Consider the following 21,570-nt stretch of genomic DNA (forward strand, 5'->3'; position numbering starts at 1 on the left):
TATATAAAGATGAAAGCAAATTATAAATGTAGTAATTGGCTGCTATTAAGTAGTTTGGCTCTAATGTTAATACAGTATTCTTGTCAACAAGAGGATCTATTGATATATGAGGCTAAAAAGTCGGATGTTGTAATGTCTTTAAAGGAAGGGAGTGCTAGTATTCAAAACGTAACATTGGAGAATGCTGGAACTTTATCGGAAAGAGTAACCGATGTCACCTCTATAAAGAAACTGACTATTGTTGGACCAATAAATGGAACAGATATAAATTGTATTCGATCGATGAACAATTTGAAAGTGCTAAATTTAGAAAATGCGGATATTGTTGCGGGAGGAGAAAAATATGGTATTTACTCTTGGTCTTCAAGTGATCCTCAAAGTACTGAGAATAATAAAATTACAAGAAATCTGTTTGAATCTTCCCCTTGTGAGAAAATAGTTATACCTAAGAGCGTAACATCAATTGATCAAGGAGGATTTATAGCTAGCAAGATTACTTCTATGGAAATACCAGAGAATGTCACGAGTATGGGAGGGCATGTATTTACATATTGTCCAAATCTGAGGTCTATAACTTTTTTAGCTGATCTTAAGTCCATTCCTTCTGATACATTTCAAGGATGTGAAAGCTTGATATCTGTGACGTTGCCTAAGTCTTTAGTTGAAATAGAGAGTAGCGCTTTCCGGGGATGTTCTAAATTAGAATCAATCTCACTACCCGAAGGTTTGGAAAGCATAGGCTCTGACGCTTTTTTTGCCTGTCCAATCTCATCAGTCATAATTCCAAGTACGGTTAAAAATATTGGTGGAGGTGCCTTCAATGATACAAAGCTAGAATATATCAAAGTTCCTGCTTCTGTAGTAAGCGTAGGTACATATGCCTTTGAATCGACTATTATGCGATATGTATTTTGGGATAGTTCAATGGATATTATATCAGATATGTTTGATGATAGAATGTCGCCAAATTGTATTGTTTATTTAAGTAAAGATGTTAAGGTGCCTGCTAAATGGAATAATATAGTTTACAATGGTGTTGCGGAAAAAATAGTTCTTACGGCAGATGAGGCTAAGCCATTTTATTGCCCTAAAAAGTTTAAAGCTAAAAAGATAATGTATACACATGATTTTAAACAAATAACAGGACAAGGAGAGTCAGCCGGTTGGGAAACTATAGTATTACCGTTTAATGTACAAAAAGTAATACATGAAGATGGTAGGATTTTAGCTCCATTCAATAGTGAAATAAAGAACGCCAAACCTTTTTGGTTACGTGCTTTGACTAAAAAAGGATTTGAAAATGTGATTTCTTTAAATGCGAATACTCCATATATTATTGCTATGCCAAATAATGGTGCCTATGAAGAGCAATATTGTGTAAATGGTAAGGTTGTTTTTGAAGCGGAAGATAATATTAATGGAGTTGATATTTTAGAGACTCCTAATGAAATAAAAAGTGAAGGACCTTCTTTTTTGCTAACAGGTACTTATAATGCTATTTTATCAAATAGTACGATTTATCTAATCAATAAAAATGATAACTCCAATGGATTTAAAGCAGGAAGTGTTTTTATTAGAGGGCTTCGAGATGTCGATCCTTTCGAGTGTTTTGTTAGTCCAAATGGACTATCTACAAAAAGTATTATATCAATAAATGAGGTTGTAAGAACTAAAACGTTTAATAGTTTGCTAAGAAATGGAAAAAAGCTTAAACCTTCTATTTTAGATCTATAAAAAAGCTGTTATATGAGAAGCATTGTAATATACATATTTTTTCTTGTAGGAATACACGTTAGCGTTTTAGCCCAAGAGATCCAAGTTAAATCTTTCCAGAAACTGGGGCGTGATTTAGAGGCACGTACGCAACCTCGTTTGGATTTGAACGATAATCCTTGTTCGATCATAAAGGTGGTCACTACTGGCGAGGATTTCCAGTTTGAGGGAAACACCATTGGAGATCCGGTTTATAGGAAAGGAGAAGTGGTTGTATATATGACCGAAAAAAGCCGTCGTCTTACCATCAAACATGAGAAATATGGGGTCATACGTTATGAGTTTCCACAATCAATCGGGAAGCAAGAAGTATATGAGCTTGTGGTGAAGCTTGTGGAAGATAAAAATAATAAACTGAGAACCTTGGTCATGCCAAATCTAAGTTATGGCTCTTCTCGTTTGTCTTACGGGATAATGATTGGTATTGTTAAAAAGACAGGAGGTTACATTAAGGTGAAATCGGATTTCGGTTCTATCTCGTCTGAAAAAGAGGTCGATAAAAATACTGTGGATACTTATTGGTATAATGGCAATAAACAATATAGTCGTTTGGCGATAACAGGAGGTCTGCTGCAGCGTGTATTGACCCCTCTTTATTTGTATGTAGGTGCGGGGTATGGGTATAAGAATGTGGCTTGGCAAACAGTCGAAGATATTTGGGTGAAGAACAAGAAAATCTCGTATTCCGGACTAGAGGCCGAGGTAGGAGGAATTTATCGGATTAATAACTTAGCTATATCTTTAGGTATGCAAACAAACAGTTTTAAGATGTTTGAAGGGTGCTTGGGTATCGGTATCATGTTTTGAGCTTTTTGTTTAACAATCTAATTATCTAATAACACTTATCATTGGAATGTTGTCATAAGTGTTGTCAATAAAAGGGGAGGATGTTTGTGATAGATATCCTCCCTAATTTTATCTGTTTTGCAGGGTGTAATAGGCTTCTGAAGTGAATAACTAACGGCTTGTCGAGTGAATAACTAGCGGCTATACCTAGCCGCTAGCTTACGGCTTGGGAAGTGAATAACTAACCACTTGAGAAGCCTTTTGCGAGCGATTAAGTATGTTGTCTAAATAATTCATTTTCAGTCATAAGGTAAGTTTACTTACTTTTTCTGTCCGATTTTTCACCGCATAAGGAATTTACATTTCAAGTCGTAAATTATTTACTTCAGTAACGGATAGTGCCTACTAAGATTTGCTTATTTTCTGACATTTACATACAAGAGAGTCAATATATTCTAGCCATCCAATCCGCGAAAAAGTAGTCATATACCCTATAAAAGCCATCTTCCTGTGTTATCAAATCATTTTTCAACAGAGGTTTGACCGCAGATTGTACAGAACTGGCTGAGGGTAGCTTGTATTTTTTGATAAATGCTGATGACGTGAGACCTTCTGCTCTGCCCTCTTTGGCGATAGCTTGTAAAACAAGTTTTTGTTTGGGAGCAAGATTGGCAAGTAGATCCTTGTAACTACTTTCTTGTGTTAGAATCACATTCTTGCGGGCTATTTCTATCTTATCCATACTACAACGCTCACCCTCTTCGGTCAATGCGAAAAGTTCGTTCATTATCATTTGCACAAACCAAGTATAGCCATCGAACATCCGATAAACTTCTTCTATTACGGATTTGTCAATAAGCTTTCCCCTTTGCTCAAAAAGCCGGTTGGCGAACTCCACATAGATATGAATGGGTATTGGCTCAAGTCCTATACTAATAGCGCTTTGATAAAAAGGCTTGGAAGAGGAATTAAACATATTACTCATCAAATGGCGTTTACTGCCGGAGAAGATAAACATAGTCTGCTTGCATTGTTGAATCTTGGTTCGCAACAACGCTTCTACATTTTTCTCCTCATAGCCGCCAATTTGTTGGAACTCATCGATCGCCACGATACATGGTTTATCTGCGGTCTCTAGATAAGCGAAGATCTCATCAAGTGTTGTTTGTGGTGCTTGAATGTCTCCTAGCCCAATATCAAAACAAGGTTCTCCGGTTACCATATCCAGTTTAAAACCCGCACGCAATGAGGTTATGATTTGAAAGAACCGTTCCGTCCAAACCGTTTTCTTTGGCTTCAATTCGTCATAGATGGCTTTTCCTAATAGATATACGAACTCTGTTAATGAAGTAGTGGCATAAATATCCACAAAGAACGCATGATAATTTTTTTCTATCGATTCTTGATGAAAAAGATGTTGGATCAATCCGGTCTTACCCAAACGGCGTGGAGAAATCAATGCGACATTACGTCCGTTCTCAATCTGTTTAATCAAGAAGCTTGTCTCTCCCTCACGGTCACAAAAATATTTGTCTGATACATACCTACCCACGACAAAAGGATTCATCATTGCGATTGTCTCCATAATATAAATACATTTTATTGCAAATATAATAATTATATCCATAATAAAGAAAGGAAACGGTATGTTTCACTTGCACGTGTGGGAGTCCGTGGCAAATAATTTGATATATAGTGATTTAATTCGATTATTTATATATCTTCGCATTGTAGAAACCGTCGTTTCGGAAACAGCGGTTTCGGAACTGTGTATTATTGCCATGCGTAAAGATTAATCTTTAGTATCGAAAGAATGGAAAAACAATCATTTATCGCTCTAGTAAAGCGTTATTATCCTTGGATCTGCAGTATGGAGAAGGCTGCTTTTCGTATACATGATGATGTGAATCAGAAATATGATCATGTGTTGCCTTATGGATTTCATCTGAAAATGACGGTATCGTATGTCTCTCGCTACGGATATCTGGTAGCTGAGACCGAGGCGGATATACTGATATTGTATGCCTCTGCTTTTCTGCATGATACGATAGAAGATGCACGGATGACCTATAATGATGTCGTGAAATTCCTGAAAGAGTTCAAGGGGGGAGGCTTTGTCTTGCCGGAAGGCGTGAGACAGCACTTGGAAGACCAAGTTCCGGAAATCGTATACGCCTTAACGAATGAAAAAGGACGAAACCGGGGAGAACGGGCGAATGACCTGTATTATCAAGGAATACGGCAGACTAAATTCGCTTCTTTTATAAAAATGTGTGATCGGCTGGCGAATATCCAATATACGATGATGTTTGTTTTTGCGAACCGGATGTTGGATGTTTACCGTAAAGAGTATCCGGAATTTATCCGATCGATCAGTGAAGGTGCGGTTACACAGGTGCCGGATGTCATGAAGGAGGAAGCGGAACGTCTGTTAAATAGCGAATCGTATATTATATAGTCTTCTCGAATGTCTTTTTTTCAGAAATCCATACGGAGCGATGAAGATCTGCTCACCTCATTGAGGCAGGGGAGCGAGGATGCGTTTACTGTTATTTATGAGCGGTATCATAAATTATTGTATGTGTTGGCCTATAAATATTTGAAAAGTACATATTCTTCGGAAGATGCCGTACAGCAAGTTTTTCTGAAATTGTGGGAGGCACGTTCCCTACTGATGGTGAACGTGAATTTAAGGAACTATCTCTATACAATGCTAAAGAATCACGTATTAAATGAGATCCGGAATAATAATAGCGCCGTAGAGAAAAATTATGAGATCGTACAATCAGCGCCGGAATATGAGGATGAACTGCTTATAAAGATAGAGGAACAAGATATGATGTCTCATTTTTACCAAGCGATCGATCACTTGCCGGAGCAGAAACGCCAAGTCTGTCTGTATAAGCTGAAAGGGAATCTTTCTAATCAAGAAATCGCCGATAAGATGAATATCTCGGTCCCCACGGTAAAAACACATTATGCGCAAGCGATAAAAATACTGCGGGCACATTTCGAGAGACTATTTTTATTTCTTTTATATTTGTGGAACTCATCCTATTGATGGCTTTGCGTGTCAATTGATAAAAGAAAATGAATATGAAAATACCCGATCTATCGATCATAGAGAAAACGCTAAATAATGAGGCTACTTCCGAGGAGTCTTGTGAGGTTGTTCGTTGGTTTAAGACCCCGGAAGGACAGGCATGGCTTGCTGAGCGTATCGATCAGGATGAGAAAACGATTCATATGGGGGAGGAAGAGGCATGGATCGACCATCCGATACCCTCAGCCGTAATGTATCAGAATATTATGCGGCAACTCCGCCGACAAAAAATACGCCGTTTTATAGCGTATGCGGCTGCGGTCTTTATACCGATTGCTTTAATTATAGGACTTTTCATACGCATAAACTCACAAGTGGATTTGTTGGCGGATGGTGGGTATGACGAGGTGTACGTACCTAATGGGGAACGCATGCAGCTGCTTTTTCAAGATGGAAGTAAGGTCCATTTGAATTCGGGAAGCCGTATTCGTTATCCGAAAAAATTCGGTCTCTCCGAACGTAAGGTTTATTTGGAAGGAGAGGCTTGGTTCGAGGTCGCCAAGAACAAGAATCGGCCTTTTATCGTGGATCTTTCTTATATGGATATAAAAGTGTTGGGTACTACCTTTGATGTGAAAGCCTATCCGGAGGAAGAAGCTATATTCGTCGCTTTAGAGACAGGATCTATCGAGTTGAAATCAAGATCCTTCAAATCTTATCAATTACGCCCGGGAGAAAAAGCGGTTTATAACAAGGCTTCCGGACGTTGTGAGGTACTCCGTTCCCACGATGTCAAGATGTATTCGGCATGGAGACGTAATGTGCTCGTATTTAAGAGCGCCCCTTTATCGGACGTAATGAAAACATTGGCTCGAACTTATGATATATCCTTTGACGTGAAGGATTCTGCCGCTTTGCGATATACGTATACGATAACGACCGATAGCGTCAATTTGACCACGGTATTAAAAGAATTGGAAAAAATCACGCCTGTACTATTCGAGGAAAAAGGGGGTAAGATAGAAGTCCGGATGAAAAAATAAAAAAATTAGCTATAACGACTCATCCTTTTTGATTTGTCGTGTGTCTATTTGATAGGAGAGCAGGAAACAGAGTGTTAACCTTAAAATAGATATGCGTATGGATTCCTCATAAATAGATAACATAAGAACAGCCGAAAAGCTCCTACCCTTTTCGGCTGCCGGTCGTATTAAAAATAAATTTCTAATACCAACTATTAAAATCAATACAAATATATGAAAGAAAAGCAAGAAAGCCCTCGGCGTAGGTGTCTTTTAATATTAATTGAGAAAATACCGAATGCCATGAAGTTAACCTTTCTATTTTTAGTCATATCCTTGCTGAGTTTCACGGCTACCGCCTCGGCTCAGCGGGTTTCTATTGTGCTGGACAATGCGAAAGTGGAGAAAGTTTTAGCTACCATCACCCACCAAACCGGGTTGAGTGTTGCGTATAGCAAACAAATCGTAGATTTGAATCGGAGAGTGAGCGTTAATTTTACGAATGCAGAATTGACAAATGTATTGGATAAAATAACGGAGGGCACGTCATTAAGTTATGAAGTTAAAAATGGAAAGATCTACTTATTTGAAAAACCTCTAGCGAATGCGGTCACCCAGCAAGCCAAAAAAATAACGGGTGTTGTTGTCGATTCAAAAGGGGAACCTATCATTGGAGCGAATGTTGTGGAGAAAGGTACTACAAATGGTACGATAACAGACTTTGATGGTAAATTTATTTTGGAGGTATCGGATAACGCGACACTTCAATTTTCTTATATCGGCTTTATGCCAACAACTGTCGCTATTGCGGGACAGACTTCATTGAATGTACGTTTAAGGGAGGATACACAGGCTTTGGAAGAGGTTGTGGTTGTTGGTTATGGAACCCAGAAGAAGGTGAATTTGACAGGTTCTGTTTCTTCAGTCAAATTTGATGAGGAATTGGCGAATCGTCCGATCACTGATGCTTCTCAAGCACTTTCCGGAAAGGTTTCCGGCGTGTGGATCAGCCAGAATTCGGGTAAGCCGGGAGATGATGGAGCGCAATTGAGAATTCGTGGCTGGGGTACATTGAATAATTCGGACCCGTTGGTGATTATTGACGGAGTAGAAGGGGTATTCAGCCAAGTAAACCCGAGTGACATCGAAAGTATCACAGTCTTGAAGGATGCGGCTAGTGCGGCTATTTACGGATCAAAGGCCGCTAACGGTGTCGTTTTGGTTACGACGAAGATGGGAAAGAACAATGAGAAAACCCAAGTAGAGTTGAACTCTTACGTCGGAATGCAGCAGATCGGACGTCATTTTGATTTAGTGACGAATAGCGCCGAGCATATGACTATGGCGAATCAAGCTTTGGTGAATGGGGGAGAGAACCCTCTTTTCTCGGAAACATTGATCTCTAATTTCGCAAACGGAACAGATCCTTATAAATATCCGAATACGGATTGGTATGATTCTCTTTATCGGAATGCTTTAATAACAGGGCATAATTTATCCATTCGCGGTGGATCGGAGAAACTATCTTCCTTCTTGTCTTTGAACTATTTGAGTCAGGAAGGTATTTTGATGAACTCTAAGGCGGAGCGGTTCGGTATCCGGGCAAATGTGGAGTATAAAGTGAATTCATGGTTGAGAGTTGGCGCTCGTTTGAATTATACTCGTAGGAATTCCCAAGAGCCTTTTGATTTGTTCCGTGTATTCGAACAGCAACAAGGCGCGGCTCCTTTCATCGCTCCATATACCCGGGATGGCCGTTTCGGTTCAGTAGAGGCGATTAAGGATGATGGCACTTTATTGTATACGACTTATCAGCCGGTTATAGACGCTTCGAACGGGGCGACTAAAACATCCAAGGATTATATGGCTGTAAATGCTTTCGCTACCGTGGATTTTACGAAAGACTTGAACTTACAAGTAACATGGGCCTCTAATGGCAATTGGAAAATGGTTGATAAATATAATGAGACCCTTTATGGATATACGGATTCTGGCATAGAGACAATACCGAAAAATTACAATCGTGATGGTATTGTGTTGAGTAGAGAGCAAGTATCGACCATGCGTAATAATTTCCAAGCGACATTAAACTATAGCAAGCGATTTGCGGATAAGCATTATGTTGCCGCTATCCTTGGTACCCAATTGGAGAATTACAGTATAAAGAACGTATTTGCCCGAAGAACCAACCCACCCAAAGAAGGATTAACCCAAGTGGACGCGGGAACGGAAGGTATCAAGGGAGAGGGAAATTTTGAAGGTCTACGCATGGCATCTTATTTTGGTCGATTGAATTATGCCTTTGCGGATAAATATTTATTTGAGATGAATCTCCGTGCCGATGCCTCCTCTCGTTTTAAACGGGGAAATCGCTGGGGTGTTTTTCCGGGTTTCTCTGCAGGATGGCGTTTGAGTGAAGAGGCGTTTATTAAGAACCTGAATCTGTTTTCTAATTTGAAACTACGTGCGTCATGGGGACAATTAGGTAATCAAACCATTGAAGGATATTGGCCTTATTTAACAGTGATCTCCCAAAATTATGACTTGAGTTATAATTATGGAGGTTCATTGGCTCCGGGTGCTGCCGTAACCGCTTTGGTGGATGAGGATATTACTTGGGAAACTACTTCTTCCTTGGATATTGGCGTGGATTTGGGCTTCTTAGGTAATAAGTTGAATATTGAAGCTGATTACTTCAATAAAAAGACAACCGATATTATCGTTCAATTGCCAATACCAAATGTATTAGGGGATAAGACCGCACCGTTTGAGAATGTGGGCGAAATGAAAAATAATGGTTTTGAGTTAGTCGTGAATTATGATAATCTTGAGACGAGCAGAGATCGCCTTGGATTTAACGTAGGACTAAACTTTACGTATATCGATAATAAAGTAACGAAATTTCAAGGAGGAAACTCTCCGGACCAGCTTTATTTGATTCGTGAGGGATATCCGTATAAGGCTTTGTATGGCTATAAAGCGGTTGGCATCTATCAATCGGACGAAGAAGCCGCTCAACATATGCATAGCAATGGGCTTAAGCCGGAAATGGGAAATCTGAAATACGAGGATGTTAATAACGATGGAAAATTAGACTATCAAGATAAACAAGTACTTGGTAATACGATTCCTAAAATTACGTATGGACTTACTGCCGGCTTACGCTATAAAGGGTTTGACTTAAATATCTTATTCCAAGGTTTGGGACAGGCGAATGCGTTTACGAAGAGCGGCATGACCCGTATGCAATACGAATGGCTGACTATTTCTGATAAATGGCGGGATGCGTGGAGCCCAGAGAATCCGGACTCAAATATACCGATGCTTCGGTTTGACTCTTCATGGGACACGTATGACTCCTCATTTTGGGTGCATCGTATCGATTTCTTGAAATTGAAGAACTTACAATTAGGTTATGCGTTCCCTGAATGGATTACCTCAAAGCTAAAAATGCAACGGTTGTACGTATATGCGAATGCCCAGAACCTGTTTACGATTATGTGGAAAAAAGGGTATGAAGGATATGATCCGGAAAGAAATACGTTTGATTCGGGTACCAATTATTACCCGACTCCGAGAATATTTACATTTGGTATAAATCTTAATTTCTAAAAGTATGAAACAGTTATTAGCATATTGCTTATCAATTATACTATGTGTCTCTTTCACGGGATGTATGGAGAATTATTTGGATTTGTATCCTGAGGATAAGATTACTTCGGCGAGTTTCCCGGAAAATGAATCGGATATCAAACTCCTTTTAAATGGTGTCTATGCTCAATTGAGGGAAAAAGAGGTTTATAATCAAGGCTTGTTTGGCTTTGGCATAACGGATGGAGCTACCCCTAACGCATTTAACTGGGGAACGGATGAGGTTTTTAATAAGCTGGGTGCCGGGCGATTGAGCTCTAGTGACGGAGGAGTCGTAACGTATCGTTGGAAAAGATGTTACGAGATAATCTCCCGGGCAAACTATTTGTTGGCCTGCATGGATTTAGTGGATTTGTCGGAAGAAGCGAAAGCCAAATATTCAGGTGAGACTCATTTTCTACGGGGACTGGCTTATTCCGTGCTAGCGGAAACCTATGGTGGGGTACCTATTATATTGACGGATATATCCACGGAAGAAGCTCGTAGCTTGAAGCGGGCGAGTTTGGAGGAGACTTGGCAACAAGCGCTGGATGATTATGAGGTTGCGATCACCAATCTGGGAGTGGATGCTCCCGAGCCGGGGCGTGCTACCAAGGGGGCGGCTTTAGGTATGAAAATGCGAGCCTACTTATACCAAGGTAAATACAAGGAGGTTCTGTCTTGTGTCGAGCAAATTGATGCGTTGAAGAAATATGGTCTATTCCATAGTTATGAGGGTTTGTTTGATCCGGCGAATGAGAACAATAAGGAAGTATTGTTTGATATCCAATATATTGAAGGCGAGAATTCGCAAGGTTCCTATATTGACCAGTATTGCGGAACGGGTACCGGAAGTTGGACCCGTGGAAGCCGTTATGTCCCTACGGATGATTTGGTAGCGGCTTATGAGACGATCGACGGCTCTCCTGTAGATCCCGAGAATCCTTATGAGAACCGGGATCCTCGTTTAGGTTTCACGGCTGTACTTCCGGGTTCTTATTTCTTGGGCTATCGTTTCCCTAATTACCTGTATCCGGGAGGTGCGTTTAATCATGCCGGTAATCGGTTGAAACATTTAAGTACCCGTAAATATCGGATTCAGGATGAGTCAAAGCTTCCTCCTTCCGGGCAGTCTTATATCAATGATATCATACTGAGATATGCGGATGTCTTATTGTCAAAAGCGGAGGCGATTATAGAGACGAATGGAAGTGTAGCGGATGCGATCGCTATCCTCAACCGGATCCGTACGGAAAGGGATGACGTTAAGATCTCTTTGCTGCCGACATCTATGAGCCGTGAAGAGGCTCGTGAGAAAGTAAGGCATGAGAGACGGATTGAGTTAGCGTTGGAAGGCCGTTATTGGTCAGACGTGAAACGTTGGAAAATCGGGAAGACGCTTTATCCTATGATTATAAAAGATCATGAAGGAAGCGTGATCGAGACGAAGTTCCCGAATGGATATCTGGAATATTACGATTTACTGCCTATTCCTGATAGCGAGCGCTCTTTGAATCCGAATTTGGATCAGAACCCGGGTTGGTAATGTTCAACTAAAAGAAGGATGAAATGAAATTTATATCTAAACTAATATCTGTATTAGCTTTTTCCGGAGCGGCCGTGGCTACTCAAGCGGCGGAAAGGCCAAATGTGATCATCGTATTTATCGATGATTTCGGATATGGGGATTTAGGTTGTTACGGGAGTACGAAGCATCGTACTCCCCATATCGACCAGATGGCTAAAGAGGGAATACGACTGACCGATTTCTATGTGGGTTCGAGCGTGAGCACACCTTCCAGATCGGCTTTATTGACAGGGTGTTATCCAAGGCGAGTCTCCATGCATGTAAATGCGGACCCTACACCTTTGATGTCCAAAGGGAGGCAAGTGCTATTTCCAGCTTCGCATAAAGGCTTGAATCCCGGTGAGATAACGATCGCCGAGTTGATGAAGGAGCAGGGGTATGCGACGGCTTGTATCGGGAAATGGCATCTAGGGGATCAATTGCCATTTCTTCCTACCCGGCAGGGTTTCGACTATTATTATGGTATTCCTTATAGTAACGATATGGATCGTACGTATTGTCCGTTACCCTTGATGGAACAGGAGGAGGTAATAGTGGCTCCTGTCGGTCATGATTCCTTGACGATTCGTTATACCAATAAGACTGTGGAGTTTATAAAGTCTCATAAGGAATCACCGTTCTTTATTTATTTGTGCCATAATATGACTCATAATCCGTTAGCGGCTTCTCCCGCTTTCAAGGGAAAGTCTCAGAACGGACTCTATGGAGATGCGACCGAGGAATTGGATTGGTCGATGGGAGTCTTGCTTGAGACTTTAAAGGAGGAAGGATTGGATCAAAATACCTTGGTTATCTTTACTTCCGATAATGGTGCGGATGAACACTTCGGTGGTACGAACCGTCCGTTGAGAGGCCAAAAGGGTACGACGTATGAAGGTGGGTTCAGGGTGCCTTGTATAATGAGATGGCCCGCTAAAATACCGGCGGGACAGGAAACTGATAATCTGGTGACTTCGATGGATTTCTTACCGACATTGGCGCATTATTGCGGTTATGCGGTTCCTTCCGACCGGGTGATAGATGGGCATAATGTGTCTGGAATCTTGGAGGGAGAATCGATGGCATCGCCCACGGAGACTTTCTATTATTACCAGAAACAACAATTACAGGCGGTACGTTGGGGAAACTGGAAGTATCATTTACCTTTGAAGGAACGTATCAAAGGCCCTCACTTCCCGGAAACGGAAGTCGGTGAAGCTCGTTTATATAATTTGGCGAATGATTTGTCGGAAACAACCAATGTCATCGATAAACATCCCGAAGTAGTGACGAAGATGAATCAATGGATCGAACAGGTTCGTAGTGATATGGGAGATTGGGGATATGAAGGCCGGAACCAGCGTCCTGCCGGTATTATAGATGAACCTTTTCCCCGTTTACTTAAATAAAAAGATACGCATATGAAAACACTGAAATCATTGTCTGTTTTAACAGCGGCGGTATTATCGAACAGCTTGAGTTTGAACGCTGCCTCGGATGCGGCCAATAAGCCTAATTTTGTAATCATATTCTGTGACGATATGGGATATGGGGATTTGAGTTGCTATGGGAATCCAACGATCCGCACACCGAATATAGACCGTATGGCTTGTGAAGGAATGAAGCTGACCCAGTTTTATGTGGGGGCCGGAGTCTCTACACCAAGTCGGGCCGCGTTAATGACCGGACGTTTGCCGGTTCGAAATGGATTGTATGGAGATCGGGTAGCCGTACTTTTCCCTAACTCAAAGGCTGGGTTAGGACAAGATGAGGTCACGATCGCCAAAGTTTTACAACAAAAGGGGTATGCGACCGGCTGTGTAGGCAAATGGCATTTAGGTGCGTTTTCTCCCTATTTACCGACGGATCATGGTTTTGATACCTATTTCGGCATACCTTATTCCAATGATATGAGCCCCGTTCAGAATAAAGGCGCGCATGCACGGAATTTTCCTCCGACTCCATTGATAGTGGATGGTAAGCAAATCGAATCGGAACCGGATCAGGGAGAATTAACCCGTCGCTATACGGAGAAAGCGGTATCGTTCATCAAGGATCATTCAAAGGAACCTTTCTTCCTTTATTTCGCTCATACCTTCCCGCATATCCCATTGTACACGAATGCCCGTTTCGAGGGAACGAGCAAACGAGGCCTGTACGGAGATGTGGTTGAGGAAATAGACTGGAGCGTTGGGGAGGTGTTGAAGACTCTGCGTGAAAATGGCTTGGACGAGAATACGTTTGTTATTTTTACCAGCGATAACGGCCCTTGGCTGACGGAGCATGAGAATGGTGGTTCCGCAGGTCCGTTGAAGGATGGCAAGGGTACTTGGTGGGAAGGTGGCTTCCGGGTTCCGGCCATTTGTTGGATGCCGGGAAAAATCAATCCGGCGATCAACGATGAGATTATGACCTCGATGGATTTATATCCGACTTTCCTCTCGATGGCGGGTATCGAGCAACCGAAAGATCTTGTATTGGATGGCGTGAATCAAACCGGATTATTGTTTGAGGAAAAGCATTCCGCCCGTGATGAAGTTTATTATTGGTGGGGAAGCGAGTTGATGGCGATCCGTAAAGGGGAGTGGAAGTATTATTTTAAGACGATCAAGGACCAATATCTGCGTACCTGTAAGATCGAGACTCCGGCAGAACCCTTGTTGTATAACGTGGAGACAGATATCTCAGAGCGATTCAATCAGGCGGATAAGCATCCGGAGATCGTGAAATTACTGATCGAGGCCGGTGAGAAACATAAGAAAGGAATGAAGATCAAGCCTTCCGTATGTGATATGATGTAATGGGACATTTAAAAACACTAGATTAGATGAATAAATATATACTAACAGCGGCTTGCGGATTGGCTTTTTCCGCAGCTTCCGCACAAACAAAGGCTTTGCCGGATAGCCCGAATATCCTGCTGATTTTGGTGGATGATTTGGGATATGGCGATTTGTCCTGTCAAGGAGCCGCCAAGGACATTCAAACTCCACATATCGATAAATTATTAAATGAAGGAGTTCGTTTCACGAATTTCCATGCGAACTGTCCGGTCTCCTCTCCTAGTAGAGCCTCGTTATTAACCGGGCGTTATCCGGATATGGTAGGCGTGCCGGGAGTCATTCGTACGCATAAAGAGGATAGTTGGGGGTATCTGTCGGAGGATGCCGTATTATTACCCCAGATGTTGAAGAAAAGAGGCTATCATAATGCGATGGTTGGAAAATGGAATCTAGGATTGGAGTCTCCGAATACCCCTACGGAAAGGGGTTTCGATTTCTACCGGGGATTTTTAGGGGATATGATGGATGATTATTATACCCATCGTCGTTTCGGAAATAATTATATGCGTGAGAACTTGAAAGAGATCGATCCACAAGGACATGCTACAGAGATTTTCTCTGATTGGGCGATCCGTTACCTGTCGGATATGAAGCAAAAGCAAGAGCCTTTCTTCTTGTATCTAGCTTATAATGCCCCACATACCCCGATACAACCTCCTCAGGAATGGCTGGAAAAGGTGAAAAAGCGTGAACCGTCACTTCCTGAGAAGCGTGCTAAGATTGTCGCCTTGATTGAGCATTTGGATTATAACGTCGGACGTGTGTATGAGGCCTTGGAACAGAATGGCCAGTTGGAGAATACGATCATTATATTTACCTCTGATAATGGAGGGCAGGACGATGCGGGTGCGAATAACGGCCCGTTCAGAGGCGCGAAGCAGGATATGTACGAGGGAGGGATCCGGGTAGCCGGAGGTATTTATTGGAAGAACCAGATCCGTCCGGCGGTACGTGATAATTTCGTCATGCTTTCGGATATGTTCCCGACCTTATGCGATCTGACAGCCGTGCCTGTATCGCATGAGATCGACGGTATCAGTATTTTGCCTCTTTTGCGGGGTGAGGAACAAGATACCGGAGATCGAATGGTGCATTGGGTACGAAGGGAAGGTAATTCCCGATATGGAGGTCAGGCATATTACGCATCTCAATACCGGGATTTCAAGATTTTACAAAATACTCCTTGGGAGCCTATCCAATTCTTTAATATAAAGGAAGATCCGAAGGAACAAAGTCCGATCGGGGAACGATCTTCGGATACGTATAAAAACTTGTTCAATGGCTTGATGGAGCATATCCGTCAGACGGGTATGGTACCGTGGCAAGGCAAACGGTATAGGTGATTTTCCCATGTGATTTTTTAGAAGCACGTACATCGTTATTCATGGTGGTGTACGTGCTTTTTTGTAATTTTTTATTGCTCTTAACTGAATTTGAACGTTTTTTTGTATGTTTGCGCCAAATCTGTGGGAGTTATTGTCTACATGATCTATATGGAAATATCCGATGAGAAGCTATGGGAATCGTGTCTGAAGGGAGATAAGGAAGCCTTCCGTGAGCTTTATTGCCGATTTTACGCATTGCTGCGCAATTATGGAATCAAGTTACTTCCCGACAAGAACTTGGTGGAAGATTGCGTACAGGATATTTTTATCAATTTGATTCAAAACCATATCTCCCTCTCTCCGACGGCGAATGTCAGAGGATATCTGCTTAAGGCTTTAAGACATAAGCTGTATGATACGATCGAGAAAAACAGGAAAATGGAGGATGTCTCCTTATATGAGGACGTGTTTCAAGTGGATGAGTTATTCTCCCGTATCGCATTGGATACGACAGATACGGACGACCGGGTTAAACTTTTGATGAAAGCCTTGACAAAACTTTCTCCCCATCAGCGAGAGATCATTTATCTTTATTATGTAAATGAATTGGGGCATAATGAGATAGCTGGTATTTTAGGCATAAATTACCAATCCAGTAAAAATTTATTGTCTAGAACACTCCGTAAGTTAAGGCGGTGGTTCTCGTTGGAGCTTTAATGTATTCTTGGACTCTCTTTATGTCGCAGTATATCAAAGATATATTGTGCCAAGAATTTTCACCTTGATGGCACAGTCGTGCCATCCAAGTGGCACAGCTGTGCCATCGGTGTGGCATAGTTTTGCCATCCCTAGGGCACAGCCGTGCCCTAGGGATGGCAAAAGAGGTTGTAAGAATGAAAAAAATGGCGGATTCGCTATTTTTCCCGGTAAAAAGTGAGTACCAAAACGAATTCCATCCGTAATAAGAGTAAACAGGTATCTCGTGAATAAGAAACAGGACATGGTTGAGAAGGATTCATTTCGGCAAGCCGGAGAAGATTTGTTGCGTAAAGTTCGTGAAGAGGAGCGAGTGGATTCGCGACTGGCACTTTCTTCTTGGCAGAAGCTGGAGGAACGTTTGAATGCTCCCCGTAAGACCTCTGTTTTACGTATACGCTATCTTGTTTCTTCCGTAGCGGCCGCCGTCATGTTGCTTCTTGCCGTGGGATGTTATTTTTGGATGATGGGACATGATAAATCTTCATTGCCTTTGGCCTTGTTGGAGGAAAAGAATGTTGGCGCCTTGCCGGGGGATGAGATTGTCTTGGTGAAGGATCAAGGTTGGGTTCAACTGAAAGATGAAGCTACGGTAATTTATGATACGGTAGGCAAATCAAATGTAGAGGAACACCAAATAGAAAAGAATGAGCAAGAAACTAAAATTGATGAGCCGGATCAAATAATAGTACCGAAAGGACGGCGTGCGAATATCGTATTTTCAGATGGTACTAAAATGTATATTAATGCAGAGACCCGGGTGATTTTTCCTACGGTTTTTGCTAAAGATAAGCGGGAGATATTAGTGGATGGAGAGGTCTATTTGGAAGTTGCTGCGGACCCTTCTCGCCCTTTTATTGTTAAAACGAGTACGATCGAGGTAAAAGTGCTTGGCACTCGATTCAATGTGTGTGCTTATCGGGATGAACCTGCGGCTTCCGTTGTATTAGTGGAAGGACAGGTCGAGGTGAAAAATGGCGATAATGGTAAGAATGTGCTGAGCCCTGATGATATGCTTGAGTTAAAGGGTAAAGAGATATCGATCAAAAAGGTAGATGTCTTTGAACATATTTGTTGGAAAGATAACTTGATGCTGTTAAATGATCGTAAGGTTGGAGAGGTCTTAAATCGGTTGTCTCGTTATTATGGCCGGACTATTTTATTTGGCAAAGAGATAGGTGAAATACCTATTTCAGGAAAATTGGACCTGAGAGAGAACTTGGAGGAAGTTGTTGAGATTATTTGTCAATCTCTTTTTCTACGCCAAGAGAGAGATGGGGAGAATAATATAATTTTATTAAAATAATTTGCCTATGGGAAAGGAATGATCTGTAAGCGTGTTTGCATTTACAAGAGAGCCAGAAGATACTGCCATATCTTCCGGCTCAAGAGCTTTGTTTAATCAATAATTACGTACTAAAGAAAAAACATTACAAAGGTATGAAGAAAAAAGAAGATTTCTGCCGAGGATCAAATCATTTTCTCAAAAGTCTTGGTTTAGCCTTATGTCTGGTAAGTTTTGGAGGATCTGCGATATATGCGTCTTCCCTATATGCGCAGCGGACTATGCTAAGCATTCAAATGAATGATCGTACGGTAGAAGATGTATTTGAATACATTGAGAAAAACAGTGAGTTTATTTTTGTGTATCATGGTTCTAACATTGATTTGCATAGGAAAGTTAATCTGGATATTCGGGATCAGTCTGTAGAGATAATATTAGATAAATTATTCAGCGGAACGGATATTGAGTATATTATTAATAATCGTCAAATAATCGTACGCCGAGACACGAAAAAAGAGGATTTACCGATTGCTAGTCAACAGACGAAAAAGGTAAAAATAACAGGTGTCGTGAAAGATTCTCACGGGGATCCCGTGATTGGTGCGAATGTAGTAGAAAAAGGAACGACTAACGGCACTATTAGTGATCTGGACGGAAACTTTTCCTTGGATGTTTCCGCTGGGAATGTGCTAATGGTATCTTATGTCGGTTTTCAAGAAAAAGAGGTTCCTGTTGGGGATAAAAAAGTTCTCCAAATAGTGCTTGATGAAGATTCAAAAGCCTTGGAGGAAGTTGTCGTTACCGCTTTGGGTATTACTCGTTCAGAGAAAGCGTTAGGTTATGCTACACAAAAGTTCAAGGGGGATGAATTAGAGAAAGTTAAGGGCGTGAATATCGCGACGAGTTTAAGTGGTAGGATCTCGGGCATGCGAGTGTATAATTCTACGGAATTTGGGGTCGCTCCTAAGATAAAATTACGTGGAGAGGAGCCTTTGGTCGTCGTGGATGGCGTTCCTACAAATCAAGCGTTTAGTGATTTCAACCAGGATGTGATTGAGAATATCACTGTGTTGAAAGGGGCTACGGCCTCTGCGTTGTATGGTTCCCGAGGTGGTAATGGAGCGATCATGATTACCACCAAGAAAGGGGGTGATAAGGGCTTTTCTATAGAGGTAAATACCAGTAATATGTTTAATGCCGGACAGTTAAAAATACCGGAGGTGCAGACGGCTTATAGCGCCGGGTCTGGAGGTAAATTTGATAATATAGATTATGTCTGGGGCGATAAGTTGGATATTGGTCGTGTTTATACGCAATGGGATCCTATTAAGAAAGAGTATCGGGAAATGGAGTTGACTTCGAGGGGTAAGAATAATTTTAAGAATTTCTTGGAGTTTAGTATGATCAGTAATACTACGGTCAGTGTATCATCTTCTGGTAAGAATGGAAGCATCCGCACTTCTTTGTCTTATTTGTATGATAAGAATCAATATCCGAATTCACGTAAGAATAAATTCTGGTATAATATTGGTGGAGAGCTGAAACTAGGCAATAAGGCGAGCGTGGAAGGTAGTATGAACTTTACGCAGGAATCTGCGCCGAATACGGCTGGGTATGGATATGGTACCGGATATATGTACAATATTTTATTATGGACTGGTCCGGAGTATGATCTGCGGGATTACAAGGATTATTGGCTTGTCCCAAATGAAAAGCAAAATTGGCATTATACGGATTGGTATGATAATCCTTATTTTGAGGCTTATGAGAAGATTAAGTCGATAAATAATTTTACGACGAATGGTTCATTGTCTTTTAAGTACGAGATACTCCCTTGGCTGAAATTGCAATTGCGTGCGGGAGGAGTCGCTTATGCGAATAATAATGTGACTCGTTCTTCGGTGGGAACGATCTCTAAAGGCCGTGGTGGCTGGGAAGACGGAGCGCTGGGTTATTATAAAGAGGGCAAGAAGACTGGTTTTACCATGAATTATGATTTCTTCTTGCTGTTTAATAAGAAGCTGAGTGATTTTAGTGTTGACGGTTTATTGGGAGGTTCTCTTTATTATACGAAAACAAAGAATCTGGAAGCTTCCACGAAGAATGGCTTGTCTGTTCCCGGTTTTTATTCGATAAAAGCTTCCGTAGAAAGTCCGATCGTGGATGCGGAGACTAAGACGAAAAAAGTAAATAGTCTGTTCGGCACGTTGACATTGGGGTATAAGGATACTTACTATCTGGAGGCTACAGGGCGTAATGACTGGTCTTCTACTTTGCCTTCAAATGATAAATCATATTTTTATCCTTCCGTGGGAGTGAGTATTATTCCTTCTAATATAATAAGCTTGCCGGATTGGATACCCTTCTGGAAATTGAGAGGATCGTGGACTGTCTCTAAAACCGATTTAGCTATTTATGATTTAGATCGGGCCTATACGATTAAACAGAATGTTTGGGATGGCTTGAATACGGCTAGTTATCCGGATTATTTGCGTGGCGACGTGAAGCCTATCACGAATCGTACATGGGAAATCGGTACGGGTATTCACTTCTTGCAAGGACATCGCTTGAAATTAGATGTGAGTTATTTCAATAAGTTGACTTATAATAATACGATCAGCCAAAGGATATCTTCCGCTACGGGATATAAATCGAGATTGATGAATATTGACGAAGAATATGTTCGTCGGGGGGTGGAGATTTCTATTGACGCTACTCCGGTGCAAGTCCGTGATTTCTCATGGGATGTGTCGTTGAATCTTTCGACGAGCAAGAGGTATTACGCTAAATTGGATGAGAACTTCAGCCCGGATAATTTGTGGACATACGTGGGCGCTCGTACGGATTCTTATTCATATAAAGGCTATGACAAAGATCCGGATGGTAATTATATTATTAATACGAATGGCTTGATGTCTAGGAGCCAATATAGCTCTTTGATTGGTTATACGGATCCGGATTTAGAGTATGGTCTAGCGAATGTATTCAAGTATAAGAATTTTACGCTGACACTCAATTTTGATGGCCGTATTGGTGGAAAATCATGGTCGAATACGGAATTCCACATGTTGGAAACCGGCGCTCATCCGGATACGGACAATCAATGGAGATATGATGAGGTGGTGAATGGCAAGAAAAACTATGTGGGTGAAGGTGTCAAGATTGTATCAGGTGAGGTCAAATATGATCAATATGGCAGGATTACATCAGATACGCGGGTATTCGCTCCGAATGACATCGAGACTTCTTATGAGGATTTTGTAAGAAGCAGCCATAATAATCCAGATAAATTAGTTCAGAAAAAGACATTCTTGAAATTGAGGGAAATGTCAATCGGATATAATTTGCCGAAGAAGTTTATTAGTAAGTTAAGTATGAATAGCTGTTATGTAGGCTTTATCGGACAGAACTTATTTGTGTTGACCAAAGATTTTAGATTCTCGGATCCGGATGGCTTTGAGGATATTGAGGGCGAGGATATATCTTCTCCATCTATAAGGTATGTAGGTGTAAACTTGAAAGTTGAATTTTAAAAGCTAA

14 protein-coding genes are annotated in these 21,570 nt (G+C 41.4%); 13 read left to right on the top strand and 1 reads right to left on the bottom strand.

Annotated features, from left to right (window positions below):
• The first annotated feature begins 9 nt into the window (after positions 1 to 9).
• Both DWX33_RS07245 and DWX33_RS07250 read left to right on the top strand, forming a co-directional pair.
• Positions 10 to 1,734 carry a leucine-rich repeat domain-containing protein gene (locus DWX33_RS07245; protein ID WP_122380119.1) on the top strand — a complete coding sequence of 575 codons (1,725 nt, stop codon included), beginning with the start codon at positions 10 to 12 and terminating at the stop codon, positions 1,732 to 1,734.
• 12 nt (positions 1,735 to 1,746) lie between these two features.
• Positions 1,747 to 2,580 carry a hypothetical protein gene (locus DWX33_RS07250; RefSeq protein WP_008773714.1) on the top strand — a complete coding sequence of 278 codons (834 nt, stop codon included), beginning with the start codon at positions 1,747 to 1,749 and terminating at the stop codon, positions 2,578 to 2,580.
• Between the two features lie 424 nt (positions 2,581 to 3,004).
• Here DWX33_RS07250 and DWX33_RS07255 read toward each other — a convergent pair whose 3' ends face one another.
• Positions 3,005 to 4,144 (bottom strand): ATP-binding protein, encoded by a 1,140-nt coding sequence (locus tag DWX33_RS07255; RefSeq protein WP_008779958.1) that lies wholly within the window; start codon positions 4,142 to 4,144, stop codon positions 3,005 to 3,007.
• Between the two features lie 228 nt (positions 4,145 to 4,372).
• Between DWX33_RS07255 and DWX33_RS07260 the strand changes: the two genes are divergently transcribed.
• The 11 genes from DWX33_RS07260 to DWX33_RS07310 all read left to right on the top strand — a co-directional run bounded on the left by DWX33_RS07260 (position 4,373) and on the right by DWX33_RS07310 (position 21,563).
• Positions 4,373 to 5,017, top strand: coding sequence for an HD domain-containing protein (locus DWX33_RS07260; protein ID WP_009017989.1), 645 nt, complete (start codon positions 4,373 to 4,375; stop codon positions 5,015 to 5,017).
• Between the two features lie 9 nt (positions 5,018 to 5,026).
• Complete coding sequence (locus DWX33_RS07265) at positions 5,027 to 5,620, top strand: RNA polymerase sigma factor (RefSeq protein ID WP_005854082.1); 594 nt, start codon at positions 5,027 to 5,029, stop codon at positions 5,618 to 5,620.
• 35 nt (positions 5,621 to 5,655) lie between these two features.
• A complete protein-coding gene (locus DWX33_RS07270; protein WP_005867179.1) occupies positions 5,656 to 6,645 on the top strand; it encodes a FecR family protein in 990 nt (329 codons plus the stop codon).
• A 213-nt stretch (positions 6,646 to 6,858) separates the two neighbouring features.
• A complete protein-coding gene (locus DWX33_RS07275; protein WP_122145366.1) occupies positions 6,859 to 10,236 on the top strand; it encodes a TonB-dependent receptor in 3,378 nt (1,125 codons plus the stop codon).
• A 4-nt stretch (positions 10,237 to 10,240) separates the two neighbouring features.
• Positions 10,241 to 11,800, top strand: coding sequence for a RagB/SusD family nutrient uptake outer membrane protein (locus tag DWX33_RS07280; RefSeq protein ID WP_008773708.1), 1,560 nt, complete (start codon positions 10,241 to 10,243; stop codon positions 11,798 to 11,800).
• Positions 11,801 to 11,823: 23 nt separating this feature from the next.
• Positions 11,824 to 13,230: a sulfatase gene (locus tag DWX33_RS07285; protein ID WP_122380120.1), complete on the top strand. Its 1,407-nt coding sequence runs from the start codon at positions 11,824 to 11,826 to the stop codon at positions 13,228 to 13,230.
• A gap of 12 nt (positions 13,231 to 13,242) precedes the next feature.
• On the top strand, positions 13,243 to 14,622 hold the full coding sequence (locus tag DWX33_RS07290; RefSeq protein WP_122380121.1) for a sulfatase: 1,380 nt from the start codon (positions 13,243 to 13,245) through the stop codon (positions 14,620 to 14,622).
• 26 nt (positions 14,623 to 14,648) lie between these two features.
• A complete protein-coding gene (locus DWX33_RS07295) occupies positions 14,649 to 16,007 on the top strand; it encodes a sulfatase (RefSeq protein ID WP_122380122.1) in 1,359 nt (452 codons plus the stop codon).
• Positions 16,008 to 16,157: 150 nt separating this feature from the next.
• Entirely contained in the window at positions 16,158 to 16,706 is a 549-nt protein-coding gene (locus DWX33_RS07300) for an RNA polymerase sigma factor (protein ID WP_121961781.1), read from the top strand.
• A 265-nt stretch (positions 16,707 to 16,971) separates the two neighbouring features.
• Positions 16,972 to 18,051 carry a FecR family protein gene (locus DWX33_RS07305; protein WP_199705239.1) on the top strand — a complete coding sequence of 360 codons (1,080 nt, stop codon included), beginning with the start codon at positions 16,972 to 16,974 and terminating at the stop codon, positions 18,049 to 18,051.
• Positions 18,052 to 18,185: 134 nt separating this feature from the next.
• A complete protein-coding gene (locus tag DWX33_RS07310) occupies positions 18,186 to 21,563 on the top strand; it encodes a SusC/RagA family TonB-linked outer membrane protein (protein ID WP_122380154.1) in 3,378 nt (1,125 codons plus the stop codon).
• Positions 21,564 to 21,570 lie beyond the last annotated feature (7 nt).

Source organism: Parabacteroides sp. AF19-14 (genome assembly GCF_003635485.1).
Classification (GTDB): Bacteria; Bacteroidota; Bacteroidia; order Bacteroidales; family Tannerellaceae; genus Parabacteroides; species Parabacteroides distasonis.

What these genes read in the sequence shown, in the direction of transcription:
- DWX33_RS07250 (WP_008773714.1), top strand. Translation starts at nt 1,747, where the DNA reads ATGAGAAGCATTGTAATATACATATTTTTTCTTGTAGGAATACACGTT.
- DWX33_RS07270 (WP_005867179.1), top strand. Translation starts at nt 5,656, where the DNA reads ATGAAAATACCCGATCTATCGATCATAGAGAAAACGCTAAATAATGAG.
- DWX33_RS07290 (WP_122380121.1), top strand. Translation starts at nt 13,243, where the DNA reads ATGAAAACACTGAAATCATTGTCTGTTTTAACAGCGGCGGTATTATCG.
- DWX33_RS07295 (WP_122380122.1), top strand. Translation starts at nt 14,649, where the DNA reads ATGAATAAATATATACTAACAGCGGCTTGCGGATTGGCTTTTTCCGCA.
- DWX33_RS07280 (WP_008773708.1), top strand. Translation starts at nt 10,241, where the DNA reads ATGAAACAGTTATTAGCATATTGCTTATCAATTATACTATGTGTCTCT.
- DWX33_RS07310 (WP_122380154.1), top strand. Translation starts at nt 18,186, where the DNA reads ATGAAGAAAAAAGAAGATTTCTGCCGAGGATCAAATCATTTTCTCAAA.
- DWX33_RS07245 (WP_122380119.1), top strand. Translation starts at nt 10, where the DNA reads ATGAAAGCAAATTATAAATGTAGTAATTGGCTGCTATTAAGTAGTTTG.
- DWX33_RS07255 (WP_008779958.1), bottom strand. Translation starts at nt 4,144, where the DNA reads ATGGAGACAATCGCAATGATGAATCCTTTTGTCGTGGGTAGGTATGTA.
- DWX33_RS07300 (WP_121961781.1), top strand. Translation starts at nt 16,158, where the DNA reads ATGGAAATATCCGATGAGAAGCTATGGGAATCGTGTCTGAAGGGAGAT.
- DWX33_RS07265 (WP_005854082.1), top strand. Translation starts at nt 5,027, where the DNA reads ATGTCTTTTTTTCAGAAATCCATACGGAGCGATGAAGATCTGCTCACC.
- DWX33_RS07275 (WP_122145366.1), top strand. Translation starts at nt 6,859, where the DNA reads ATGAAAGAAAAGCAAGAAAGCCCTCGGCGTAGGTGTCTTTTAATATTA.
- DWX33_RS07260 (WP_009017989.1), top strand. Translation starts at nt 4,373, where the DNA reads ATGGAAAAACAATCATTTATCGCTCTAGTAAAGCGTTATTATCCTTGG.
- DWX33_RS07285 (WP_122380120.1), top strand. Translation starts at nt 11,824, where the DNA reads ATGAAATTTATATCTAAACTAATATCTGTATTAGCTTTTTCCGGAGCG.